This window comes from Fictibacillus iocasae (assembly GCF_042665465.1).
GTDB classification, from domain to species: Bacteria; Bacillota; Bacilli; order Bacillales; family Fictibacillaceae; genus Fictibacillus; species Fictibacillus iocasae.
Map to the genome: position 1 here is coordinate 34,719 of NZ_JBHTCP010000043.1, position 12,298 is coordinate 47,016.

Consider the following 12,298-nt stretch of genomic DNA (forward strand, 5'->3'; position numbering starts at 1 on the left):
TAAATGGGTTAAAATAGATTCGATAAAGATGATGGAGGTTGCCCCTTGAACGAACAAAACTTATCACGAAGACTGACAGCGGTAGCAAACCATGTGGAAAACGGAATGAAGGTTGCCGATATTGGGTCAGACCATGCTTATCTGCCTTGCTATCTGGCTGTTCAAAATAAAATTTCATTCGCGGTCGCAGGAGAAGTAACAGATGGACCGCTACAGTCGGCACAAGAACAAGTAAAAAGCCTTCAGATGGAACATGTTATCAATGTCCGAAAAGGAGACGGCTTAGAGGTGATCGCTCCTGGAGAAGTAGATGCTGTCACGATTTGCGGGATGGGAGGCATCTTAATTGCTTCCATTCTCGAAAAAGGAAAAGATAAGTTAGAAGGTGTTTCAAAGCTCATATTGCAGCCGAATGTAGCCGCCAAGTGGGTGCGAGAGTGGCTAGAAAAAGAGGACTGGGTGCTGACTGCTGAAGAGATATTAAAAGAAGATGGAAAGATTTACGAGGTTCTTGTCGCTGAAAAAGCAGGAACCAGCCCTTATTCTGTGCAAGGAAAAGAAAAGGAATTGCTGTTCGGACCTTATTTGCTAAAAGAAAAGAGTGACGTGTTCCAAGAGAAATGGTCTGGAGAAAAGAAACAGTGGAATAATATACTCAGTCAGATGAATAACAGCGAATCACCTGAAACGGAACAAAGAAAAAAAGATCTTCAATATAAAATATCGTTGGCGGAGGAGATTTTATCATGACGAAGTTAGCGAGTGCCCAGTACTGCATCTCGATTCTAGAATCATTGGCACCTAAGCGTTATGCCTATGACGGTGACCCGATCGGACTGCAGGTGGGCTCGCTTCATAAAAAAACGGCGAAGATCATGATCGCTCTGGACGTCCTGGAGGAAGTAGTGGATGAGGCGATTGAAAACCATGTGGATTTAATCATCGCTCATCATCCGTTCATTTATGTACCCTTAAAAAGGATCGACACGTCTACCGCTAAAGGAAGAACGATCCAGAAGCTGCTGCAGCACGAGATTACAGTTTATGCAGCACATACAAACCTTGATGTTGCCAAAGGCGGTGTGAACGACTGGCTCGCAGATGCGTTGCAGCTTGAAAACAGAGATATTCTTCAGCAGACTCGTTCAGAAGAGCTTATGAAGCTGGCAGTGTTTGTTCCGATCACACATGCGGAAAACGTACGAGAAGCTCTTGGTAACTCTGGAGCAGGGCATATCGGACAGTATAGCCATTGCTCGTTCTCGACAGAAGGGACGGGCACGTTCAAGCCTTTAGAAGGTTCAACGCCTTTCATTGGAAACAAAGGCAAGCTTGAAAAAGTAAAAGAAGTAAAAATGGAAACGATACTGCCCACTGCGCTGCAAAACAAAGCGGTAACGGCTATGATAAAAGCACATCCATATGAAGAAGTCGCCTATGATCTTTATCCTTTGAAAAACAGCGGAGAGCCGCTCGGAATCGGCAGGATCGGGTTGCTGCCAAAACCGATGGATTTAGAAGAACTCTCACAGTATGTTAAACAAACGTTCGGATTGCAGGCAGTCCGTGCTGTAAAAGGGCATAACCGCATGATTTCAAAGGTGGCAGTCGTTGGAGGAGATGGAAACAAGTTTATTAGTGCAGCTCTAGCGAAGGGAGCGGATGTACTGATCTCAGGTGATATCTACTATCATAACGCTCATGATGCACAAGAATCCGGCTTAAGTATTATTGATGCAGGCCATAATATCGAAAAAATCATGAAATCAGGTCTTAAAGAACTCTTTGAAACAGAACTAAAAAAAGACCATTATACAACAGAGGTAATACTATCCAACATTCATACAGATCCTTTTACCTTCCTATAAGTAACTAAAAATAAACGCGGCAGTCTGCCTTCGCTGACTGCCGCGTTTATCTTTTGATTCACTTTAAAAAATGATAACTTTTTTACAAGATGGTAATCGACGTGGCAAAAAGTTAACGTTCTAAATATAAGTGCAAGTAAGACTGACTAAAAAGCATAAATCACCTATATCTTCTTATTACGGTTTTGCTTTTACCTTTGGAAGGATGCGGTCCAACGCCACTTTTCGTTCACGTACCCACGTTTCAGGTACGGAGTGGTCGAACTTTTGCAGGAAATCGATGACTTCTTTCGTGATGGGTGTTGGTGTTGATGCACCAGAGGTGACGCCAACTTTGTTCACACCTTGAAGCCATTCTAGCTGAATTTCAGAAACATCAGCGATACGGTAGGCCGGTGTACCTGCAATTTCCTCAGAAACTTGGGCAAGCCTGTTGGAATTGTTGCTTCTTGGGTCACCGACAACAAGAACAAGGTCGCACTCGCTTGCCTGTTCGGCAACGGCTTCCTGGCGGACTTGTGTAGCCAGACAGATTTCCTTGTGAACCTCTGCATGAGGATACTTTACAAGCAGCTGTTTAATGATTTCGGCTACGTCCCACTGACTCATGGTTGTTTGGTTTGTGATCAGAATTTTTTCTGTCTGCAAGTTGAGCGGCTCAATGTCCTGAGGTGATTCGATTAAATGAACAATATGCGGCGCGATTCCAATCGCTCCTTCTGGCTCAGGATGACCCTTTTTTCCGATATAAATCACTTCATATCCTTCTTTTTCTTTTTCTCGGATAAGATCGTGTGTTTTGGTCACATCAGGACAAGTCGCATCAATCTCATGAAGGCCTTTTTCATGAGCAATACGGCGTACATCAGGCGAAACGCCGTGAGCGGTATAAATCACCGTCCCGCTTTCAATCTCCCTAATGATGTCCAGACGGCTTGAACCGTCTAATGTGATGACGCCTTCTTCTTCAAACGCATCGGTAACATGCTTGTTGTGAACAATCATTCCAAGAATATATATAGGTCTTGGCAGGTCAGGGTTTTTTGCGGCCTGACGGGCAAGGACCATCGCATCGACTACGCCATAGCAATAGCCTCTCGGTGAAATCTTCAATACATCCATTTGTATCTCTCCCTTTTAGAAAATTTAAAGACAGCATAGGAAGCTGCTGTCTTAGGAGATTTTCTTTTCTATTTATATTATAAAGGAGAGTAGACATTTACTCAAATAAGCGCTATTTCAAATATAAAGCTTTGGCTGAGATAATCCTTTTGAAGCGGCAGCGTTTGGACGAGATGGAACATTTTTTTGACTATTTTCATTTTTTGCTGGCTTCCTGCGTTTGATCACGGGAATGTCCGCTATGCTGCTGACCGGGGAATCTTTTTTAGACTCCAGGGCAGTCATGTCTTGGGCTGTGGGGGAGAGAATCGGAACATCTTCACGTTTCGCCTTTTTAAATAACGAAGGCGATTGGCCGTTTAGAGACAACTTGCTTTTTTTGAAAGAAGGAAGTTCGCCTGGCTCCTCAAGTGATGTAGCTTCAGCCGTTTCAACGGATAAAGCGTCTGCCGGAGCCTTCGTTTTTTTCTGTCCTTTTCTTTTGGCGGCTGGACCTGCAATGATTACTTTATCGCTGTCAGGTTCTTGTGCGGCGACGGCCGGAGCGGCTGCTTCTTGTGCTTTCTCTGCCTTGCTATCTGACGGATCGTTTGTTGCCGTTCCTGCCGGTTCATCTTTTGTAGCCGAATTGGATTGATAATCTTTTATCATAGTTAAGACTGAAGGCAGATTCCTCATCATTGGACCGTACTGTTTTACCATCGGCCCCATCGTTTCTGCAACCTTAAGCACTTTTTGGACGTTGTCAAGCATAGAGAATACGCTGGTGCGGGCTGGAATTCCTCCTGTACCAATCGCACCGAACAGCCTATTTAAAGGATCTTGGTGCGATGGCATGCTGTGGTGAGGCATCCTGAAAGCCCCCTGCATGCCGTGCGGCGGCTGATAAGGGGGAAAGTGGTTTCGCGAAGGGGGATATGGCGGAAATGGGTGCATAATTCACCCTCCTTTCAAAATAGTAAGCTCATGTTAGTGTATGATGAAAACGCCCGCAGGTGAGTAAATTATAGACAGCTGCCGAAAAATAAGAAACGGGGAATAGAGGATGAAAGGAACGGTAATGGCGTAAATGCCAAAGTTACTCTATAATACTAAAAGTGGGTTTAAGAATAAATGAAGTCAGGTGAATATTATGAAATCAGCCTTCGAACGGCTAAAAATAAACAGCGATCTGCAAATCGCATTAGAAAAATTCGGGTTCAAGAGCCCAACAGACATACAAGAACGTGTTGTGCCTGCGATTATCAACGGCTTTGACATTATCGGACAGTCTCAGACCGGCTCTGGAAAAACGATGGCGTTCCTGCTGCCGATCTTAGAAAAGATCAATATGGATAAAGAAGAAGTGCAAGCCGTGATAACCGCTCCAACAAGAGAGCTGGCACAGCAAATCTTCACGGAGCTGGACAAGCTTGTCTCGCTGCTTCCGGAAGAAAAGCAGCCGAACGCTAAGCTCATTGTCGGCGGAACAGACAGAAAAAGAATGGCGGACAAGCTGAAGAACGTTCCTCAGCTTGTTGTCGGAACACCTGGCCGTATAAAAGATTTGATTACGAACCAGCAATTAAACGTTTTTACTTCTTCCATCTTAGTTGTGGATGAAGCGGACCAGATGCTCGACATGGGCTTTATCGAGGACGTTGATTTGCTCGCTTCACGTATGGCACATAACTTGCAGATGCTCGTCTTCTCCGCAACGATTCCGGAAAAGCTGCAGCCGTTTTTAAAGAAATATATGGAGAACCCGCGTCATGTGCATGTTGATCCAACAAAGACGACGGCCAGTGATATTAAGCATGTGCTGCTGCCAGTCAAGCACAAGGATAAAATCTCGTATTTGATCAAAGCGGCTAAGGACTTTAATCCGTACTTTGCTATTGTATTCGTCAACACGAAGAAGATGGCGGATGAGGTAGCGGATGCTATGCTTGCTGCCGGATTGAACGCTGAAAGATTGCATGGTGACGTACAGCCAAGGACACGAAAGAACATTATGAAGCGTGTACAAAATGTGGAGTTTCAGTTCCTCGTGGCAACCGATCTTGCTGCACGAGGCATTGATATTAAGGGTGTCAGCCATGTGATTAACTATGAGCTGCCGAAGGATCTCGATTTTTATATCCACCGCTCAGGCAGAACAGGGCGTGCGGGTATGTCAGGCATCAGCGCTACACTCATGGAACCGTCAGATCAGTTTGCCATCCAAAAGCTCGAATCGAGAAATATCACCTTTACTGAGGAAGAATATAAAAACGGTGAATGGGTTGAGACGAAACGCAAGTCATCCAAAAAGCCCGCAGGTAAAGCAGGAGACGGCGTTTTTGTTCCAAAACCGAAAAAGGTAAAGCCTGGATATAAAAAGAAGATGGAAGCTGAGAAGAAACGGATCGTGAAAAAAATAAGCCGTAAGAAGAAATAAAAGGGTTCGACAGGGGGATATAGAATGCTAAGACTAGGTTCACACGTGTCAATGAGCGGGAAGAAAATGATGCTTGCAGCGAGTGAAGAAGCGCTATCTTATGGCGCTAATACGTTCATGGTCTACACGGGAGCTCCGCAAAACACGAGAAGAAAACCGATTGAAGAGCTGAATATTGAAGCAGGACAGCGACACATGCAGGAAAATGGCATCGCTGATATTATCGTTCACGCGCCTTATATTATTAATATTGGAAATGCAGTCAAGCCTGAAACGTTTGAGCTTGGTGTGGATTTCCTTCGCCGCGAAATTGAGCGCACTGAGGCGATTGGTTCAAGACAGATCGTCCTTCATCCCGGTGCACATGTTGGTGAGGGAATAGAAACAGGAATTAAGAAAATCATTGAAGGGCTGAACGAGGTGCTCACAAATAAGCAATCCGTTCAAATCGCGCTCGAGACGATGGCTGGAAAAGGATCAGAATGCGGCAGTTCGTTCGAGGAAATCGCCGCGATCATCTCAGGAGTCACGCATAATGACAAACTATCGGTCTGTTTTGACACATGCCACGTCCATGACAGCGGCTATGATATTGTTAACGACTTTGACGGCGTTCTTGAGCAATTCGATAAAATAGTAGGGCTGGATCGGCTGAAGGTCCTTCACATTAACGATTCCAAGAATGAAAAAGGGGCTTCCAAAGACAGGCACGAAAATATCGGCTTTGGCCATATTGGATTTGAAGCTCTCAGCTATATTGTTCATCATCCACAGCTGCAAAGCGTTCCGAAAATTTTGGAGACGCCTTACGTTGGAACGGACAAAAACAGCAAGAAGCCGCCTTACAAGCTTGAGATTGACATGCTGAAGGCGAAAACGTTTGATCCTGAATTACAGCAAAAGCTGCTGGGAGATTCAGTTGTTTTATAACGAACAAAAGGCACATCGGCTTCTAGCGGATGTGCCTTTTATAATACTTTTATAAAGTATAACTTTTTAGCAGAGTAGAAATTCGACGCAGTCAAAAAGCTTAGGAATAAAGGATAAGGGCAATTAAGGCTGACTTAAAGGCATGTCGTCAGCCAAGTTTTCTTGATAGGATCAGTCTCCGTTGAATACATCAAAAATGCCTTTGGCGAGGCTGCCCTCATCTTTTGCACCTAATCGGCTGGGAGCTGCGGCGAACACGCGGCTTGCAAGACGGCTGAACGGCAGGGATTGAATCCAGACGGTGCCCGGTCCTTGAAGCGTGGCAAAGAACAGACCTTCACCACCGAACAATGCTGTTTTTACGCCTTTTACCATCTCGATGTTATAATTGACGCCGCTGGTCATCGCGACAAGACAGCCTGTGTCAACTCGAAGAAGCTCACCTGCTGAAAGTTCCTTTTTGTGGATTGTACCTCCTGCATGAACAAAACACATGCCGTCACCTTCAAGTTTTTGCATGATGAAACCTTCTCCGCCAAAGAAGCCGGCTCCAATTTTGCGCTGCAGTTCAATGCCTACAGAAACTCCTTTAGCGGCAGCTAGAAAGGAATCTTTTTGGCAGATGATTTTTCCTCTATGTTCGCTCAAGTCCATCGGAATGATCTTACCTGGATACGGTGACGCGAATGAAGCATGCCTTTTTTCAGGTGACGTGTTCGTGAACGTTGTCATAAACAAGCTCTCGCCTGTAAGCACCCGTTTGCCTGCGCTGAACAGCTTACCCATCAAACCGCCGCCTGATCCTCCTGATCCGTCACCAAAGATTGTTTCCATCTCAATGCCGTCTTCCATCATCATTAAGCTTCCTGCTTCGGCTACTACCGTTTCGCCCGGATCAAGTTCGACCTCAACAAACTGCATGTCATCTCCAAATATTTTGTAATCAATTTCGTGGTTGTTCATTATGTACCTCCTCAGAAAATATGCTCTCTATCCTATTGTAAAAGATAGGGTGCTATTGCGCTATCTTTAGAGGCGATGGTTTTGTATTTATTGATGCTTTAAGGATTCTAGAAGTGGTTGCTCTCCGTTACAGGCGCACGCTTATCCAGAGGGGTGATTGGTAAAGTATCACGATGTTCGGCACAGATGGACTCCAACAGATTTATCTCTGCACTCCAGAACATTCTATAGCAGCAACCTCTGTGAAAAGAGCATTACAGGATGATAAGAATGAGAAAATAAATAGCCGCCTGTGATGGCGGCTTGATTCATTTGTGCGTATCAGTTTCTGTCTAAGTAGGATTGAATCAAGTATTGAATATAGTTTGCTTTTTCCTGGCTCACTTCTCTCGCGATAGCGGCGATAATCTGCTGACGCTGGACTGTGTTTGTAATGTCGATTTTCTGCCTTCTAAGTATCGAAACCACTTTTTCAGCTTCAGCGTACGTTAACGGAAATTGATATTCGGAAGCAAGCGAAATCAATTCCTGTGGAGTGATGCTGTTTAATTTCTGGTTGACAAAATGAAGCATGATCGGATTCATTTTGATTCTCCCTCCCGTCACATTAGCCTATGAAGAAGCAGGCGGGAAAGTGCCTAGTATTTTAAGAAGCGTATGAATAAAAAACCGCTCTTCTGCAAGAGAAGAGCGGTTTCAAAGCGTTTATATCATACTGTGGAACACGAAGTTAATGAAGAATAAAACGGCGATGATGACCAGCGGGACAGGGACTTGCTTCCTTTTCCCTGCAGCAAGCTTTAATAGCGGATAAGCGATAAAGCCGAATGCCAAGCCGTCCACGATGCTGTATGTGAGCGGTATAAGCGCTATGATCAAGAACGCAGGGAACCCTTCTGAAAAATCTGAGAGCGGAATATGCTGAATCTGCTGTACCATTAACCCTCCGATAATGATTAGAACCGGAGCGATGGCGCCATTTGGAATATAAGCCAAGAATGGCGCTGTAAAGATCGCCAGTAAGAACAGCAGTCCAGCTACAAGACTCGTTACACCCGTTCTGCCGCCTTCTGCAATGCCAGCTGCACTCTCTACGGTAGAAATTGTCGGGCTCGTTCCGAATAAGCCGGATACGACCGAGGAAGCAGCATTTGCTTGAAAAGCTTTTGGAAACTTTTCTTTATCAGGAAGAAGTCCGTGCAGCAGACCCATGTTTTCAAAGGTGATGATCATCGTCAGTGAAAACGTGGCAATCCAAAATGGCAGCTGCAGCATCCCGCTAAAATCAGCAGACAAAAAGAGCTCACCGAACGGCTGGAGCGATAAATTGCCAGAAGCCTGTCCAGATGGACTGGCGATGCCGAACAAGTATCCAAAAGCCGTTGTAGCGGCAATGCCGATAATGAAGCCGCCTTTAACATTTCTTAAGAATAGAAACATCATAAGCACAAGTCCAATTAACGTAAGGATGGCGTCTGGTTCATTCAGATGTCCGAGCTTTACAAAGGTGGACTCGCTTTTCTCAATAATTCCGCCCTTTTGCAGACCGATGAATGCCAGAAATAGCCCAATACCCACCGTAATACTATGCTTCAATGACTCTGGTATGCTTTTGGAGAGGATATCTTTTATTCTTGTCGCAGCCGCAATCATAAAGAAAATACCAGACAGAACAACAGCGGCAAGAGCTTCCTGCCAAGATAGGTTCATTCCCTGCACGATCGTGTAGGTGAAGAACGCGTTGACTCCCATACCCGGGGTCAAGATAATCGGGGCGTTCGCATAAAAAGCCATCATAAGACATCCGGCAACCGAAGTGAAGATCGTCGCAAGCAGAACACCTTCATACGGAATGCCGGCATCCGCCAATATCATCGGATTGACAATGATAATGTAGCAAATCGTGAAAAAAGATGTGATTCCTGCTAAAATCTCCTGCTTCAAAGAATGCCCGTCTAAACGTATGCCTTTCATATTTTCCCTTCTTTTCTTTCTTATCCCTCACCCACCCAGCAGGCTTTAAGCCGCCAATATCAGATTATAAATCACTTAACGAAATTTGGCTATAAAAAATCATTTACAAAATTGAACGCGGCTTATATAATTTGATTAACATAAAAAAGTTGCGCGAAGGAAACATTTGATGTCACGTTTATGCTCTCAGCAGCATACATTAGACCAACTGTTTTATTTTTTAACCTAATGTTGCCCTTGTGCAATAATCGTGGACACGGAAAAGAGAGGGGCTATAATGATGGAAGAAGCCATTAAAGTTGAGAAGCTTTATGTCTCATATCAAGGCAACCAAGTCGTAAAAGACGTTACCTTTAGCGTAAGCAATGGAAACATCGTGGGGATTATCGGACCAAACGGTGCAGGAAAATCAACACTAATGAAAGCGGCGCTCGGACTGATCCCGAAAGATAAGGGAGAGGTGAGAGTGAACGGAAAGCCGCTCAAGCAATCACAGAAAAAAATTGCCTACGTGCCCCAGCGAAGTGATATAGACTGGGATTTTCCTATTACTGTTATTGATGTTGTGCTTCTTGGCACCTATCCGACCCTTGGGCTGTTTAGGCGGCCAGGAAAAGCGGAGCGCGCTTGGGCAGCAGAATGTCTTGAAAAGGTCGGAATGGAGCAGTTTGCCAACAGGCAGATCGGCGAGCTTTCCGGTGGGCAGCAGCAAAGAGTGTTCCTTGCCAGGGCGCTCGCGCAAAAGGCGGAACTCTTTTTGTTGGATGAACCGTTTGTGGGAATTGATGTGGCGAGTGAAGAGACCATTATCCACATCCTTCGCGAATTGAAAAAAAACGGGAAGACCATTATTGTCGTGCATCATGACTTAAGTAAAGCAGAGGCGTATTTTGACCATCTGCTCCTGCTGAATCAGGAACTGATCCACTTTGGAACATCCAGCGATGTGCTGCGGCCGGATGTGATCACGAAAGCGTACAATAATCAATTCTCTTTTTTAAATAATAGCGGGCAGGTGAATTGCACATGAATTTCTTAGCCTTTTTAGAAGCGTTGTTTCAATATGAATTTCTTCAAAAAGCGTTATGGACTTCTGTAATGGTCGGCATTATTTGCGGTGTTCTCGGCTGCTTCATCATTTTACGAGGTATGGCACTCATGGGAGATGCCATCTCTCATGCGGTGCTACCCGGTGTGGCGATCAGCTATATGCTGGGTATAAATTTCTTTTTCGGTGCTGTGCTCACAGGAGTGCTGACCGCGATCGGCATCGGATTTGTAAGCCAGAACAGCAGAATCAAGCATGATATGGCGATTGGCATCATGTTCACTTCGGTTTTTGCTGTAGGGATCATTATTATCACGCTCATGAAGAGCAGTGCGGATCTGTATCATATCCTTTTTGGAAATGTGCTCGCTGTTCGGTCGAGTGATATGGTGATGACGCTCAGTATAGGGCTGCTTGTGATAGTATTAGTGACACTGTTTTACAAAGAACTCCTTGTGTCCACGTTCGATCCGACTATGGCACAAAGCTATGGGCTGCCTAACAAATGGATTCATTATATCTTGATGGTGGTCTTGACGATGGTCACGGTCGCTTCGCTCCAGACGGTTGGCATCGTTCTTGTAGTTGCGATGCTAATCACGCCAGCGGCTACCGCTTATCTGCTGACAAACCGGCTATGGGTGATGATCTATATGGCAGCAGCATTTGGGGTCATCTCTTCTGTGCTTGGACTTTATTTCAGCTTTACTTACAATCTGGCTTCAGGGGCTACGATTGTGCTGGTTTCTGCATTTTTCTTTGCGGCAGCATTTTTTCTGTCACCATCACAAGGATTGCTGTGGAAATCATTTAAAGCACGCAAAAATCGGGCTTCACTTTCATAAGAGAGATAGGGGAGGAGTAACAAGATGATTAAAAAATGGGGAAGCGCTGTTCTATTAGCAGCTGCTGTGATGCTTTCAGGCTGCAGCAATGAAAAAAGCGAAAATGAGAAAATTGAAGTAGTTGCCACCTATTCGATTATTTATGACCTTGTCAAAAATGTTGGCGGAGATAAAGTGGAGATACACAGTCTTGTACCTATTGGATCAAATCCGCACGAATATGACCCGCTTCCGGAAGATGTGATGAAAGCGACCGATGCAGATGCCGTGTTCTATAACGGCTTGAACCTCGAAGAAGGCAACTCTTGGTTTGATAAGCTTATGAAAAGCGCAAACAAGTCTGGAGATGATGCTCCAGTATATCGCGTGAGTGAAGGAGTGGAGGCGATTCACCTTGAATCCAAAGGACTTGAAAAGCAGATGGATCCTCACGCTTGGCTTGATATCCGAAACGGCATTAAATACGTGGAAAACATCAGAGACGGATTAATTGAAGTTGATCCGGACAATAAAGAGTACTACAAAAAAAATGCAGCGGCCTATATAAACGAACTGAATGCGCTGCATGAGAAAACAGCGGCAGAACTTGAAAAAATCCCAAAAGAAAAGCGTATTCTCATCACGAGTGAAGGTGCCTTTAAATATTTCGGCAAAGCTTATCAAATGGAAACAGGATATATTTGGGAGATTAATTCTGACAGCCAAGGTTCTCCTCAGCAGATCAAAAGTGTGGTCGATTACATCGGGAGTACAGAGGTCCCGGCATTATTCGTAGAAACAAGCGTGGATCCTCGAAGCATGGAGACCGTGTCTAAAGAAACGGGGATTCCCATTAAAGGAAAAGTGTTCACCGATTCTCTTGGCAAAAAAGGAGAAGACGGAGACACGTATATTGAAATGATGAAATGGAACAATGAAACCATTATTAATGGTCTGCAATAACATATTTGAACAGGAAAAACGTGCCGGATGAGGCACGTTTTTTCGCATGCTGTCATGAAATGCAAGCACAATTGAAATCACTGTAAGCGTAAAATTAACCACACCTTATAATCACTAAAGCCCCATAGGATAATGAGCTTATCTTATCTAGAGAGGGGCTTTTTTATTTGGAAGAACAACAACAAGA

At 44.6% G+C, this 12,298-nt stretch carries 12 protein-coding genes; 7 read left to right on the forward strand and 5 right to left on the reverse strand.

The window, feature by feature from the left end:
• Positions 1-45 precede the first annotated feature (45 nt).
• Entirely contained in the window at positions 46-750 is a 705-nt protein-coding gene (locus tag ACFQPF_RS12805; RefSeq protein WP_379750129.1) for a tRNA (adenine(22)-N(1))-methyltransferase, read from the forward strand.
• The gene (locus ACFQPF_RS12810; protein WP_379750130.1) at positions 747-1,868 is read left to right on the forward strand and encodes a Nif3-like dinuclear metal center hexameric protein; all 1,122 of its coding nucleotides are present in this window, start codon (positions 747-749) and stop codon (positions 1,866-1,868) included. Before ACFQPF_RS12805 ends, ACFQPF_RS12810 begins: the two co-directional genes overlap by 4 nt.
• Before the next feature lie 177 nt (positions 1,869-2,045).
• On the opposite strand, the gene ACFQPF_RS12815 is transcribed toward ACFQPF_RS12810, so the two are convergent.
• Both ACFQPF_RS12815 and vrrA read right to left on the reverse strand, forming a co-directional pair.
• A complete protein-coding gene (locus ACFQPF_RS12815; protein WP_379750131.1) occupies positions 2,046-2,990 on the reverse strand; it encodes a 4-hydroxy-3-methylbut-2-enyl diphosphate reductase in 945 nt (314 codons plus the stop codon).
• A gap of 117 nt (positions 2,991-3,107) precedes the next feature.
• On the reverse strand, positions 3,108-3,842 hold the full coding sequence (gene vrrA / locus ACFQPF_RS12820; protein WP_379750132.1) for a VrrA/YqfQ family protein: 735 nt from the start codon (positions 3,840-3,842) through the stop codon (positions 3,108-3,110).
• A 280-nt stretch (positions 3,843-4,122) separates the two neighbouring features.
• Here vrrA and ACFQPF_RS12825 point away from each other — a divergent pair, with 280 nt between their 5' ends.
• Together ACFQPF_RS12825 and ACFQPF_RS12830 are read left to right on the forward strand one after the other, a co-directional pair.
• On the forward strand, positions 4,123-5,409 hold the full coding sequence (locus ACFQPF_RS12825; RefSeq protein ID WP_379750133.1) for a DEAD/DEAH box helicase: 1,287 nt from the start codon (positions 4,123-4,125) through the stop codon (positions 5,407-5,409).
• Between the two features lie 24 nt (positions 5,410-5,433).
• Positions 5,434-6,339 carry a deoxyribonuclease IV gene (locus ACFQPF_RS12830; protein WP_379750134.1) on the forward strand — a complete coding sequence of 302 codons (906 nt, stop codon included), beginning with the start codon at positions 5,434-5,436 and terminating at the stop codon, positions 6,337-6,339.
• Positions 6,340-6,510: 171 nt separating this feature from the next.
• On the opposite strand, the gene ACFQPF_RS12835 is transcribed toward ACFQPF_RS12830, so the two are convergent.
• The 3 genes from ACFQPF_RS12835 to ACFQPF_RS12845 all read right to left on the reverse strand — a co-directional run bounded on the left by ACFQPF_RS12835 (position 6,511) and on the right by ACFQPF_RS12845 (position 9,276).
• On the reverse strand, positions 6,511-7,302 hold the full coding sequence (locus tag ACFQPF_RS12835; protein WP_379750135.1) for a TIGR00266 family protein: 792 nt from the start codon (positions 7,300-7,302) through the stop codon (positions 6,511-6,513).
• A gap of 321 nt (positions 7,303-7,623) precedes the next feature.
• The gene (locus ACFQPF_RS12840) at positions 7,624-7,887 is read right to left on the reverse strand and encodes a DUF2624 family protein (protein ID WP_379750136.1); all 264 of its coding nucleotides are present in this window, start codon (positions 7,885-7,887) and stop codon (positions 7,624-7,626) included.
• A 120-nt stretch (positions 7,888-8,007) separates the two neighbouring features.
• Entirely contained in the window at positions 8,008-9,276 is a 1,269-nt protein-coding gene (locus tag ACFQPF_RS12845; RefSeq protein WP_379750137.1) for an NCS2 family permease, read from the reverse strand.
• A 280-nt stretch (positions 9,277-9,556) separates the two neighbouring features.
• Between ACFQPF_RS12845 and ACFQPF_RS12850 the strand changes: the two genes are divergently transcribed.
• Genes ACFQPF_RS12850 through ACFQPF_RS12860 form a run of 3 tightly spaced genes read left to right on the forward strand, consistent with a single transcriptional unit; the run spans position 9,557 to position 12,111 of the window.
• Positions 9,557-10,306: a metal ABC transporter ATP-binding protein gene (locus tag ACFQPF_RS12850; protein WP_379750142.1), complete on the forward strand. Its 750-nt coding sequence runs from the start codon at positions 9,557-9,559 to the stop codon at positions 10,304-10,306.
• Entirely contained in the window at positions 10,303-11,169 is an 867-nt protein-coding gene (locus ACFQPF_RS12855) for a metal ABC transporter permease (RefSeq protein ID WP_379750138.1), read from the forward strand. The genes ACFQPF_RS12850 and ACFQPF_RS12855 overlap by 4 nt, the downstream gene beginning before the upstream one ends.
• 27 nt (positions 11,170-11,196) lie before the next feature.
• A complete protein-coding gene (locus ACFQPF_RS12860) occupies positions 11,197-12,111 on the forward strand; it encodes a metal ABC transporter substrate-binding protein (RefSeq protein ID WP_379750143.1) in 915 nt (304 codons plus the stop codon).
• Positions 12,112-12,298 lie beyond the last annotated feature (187 nt).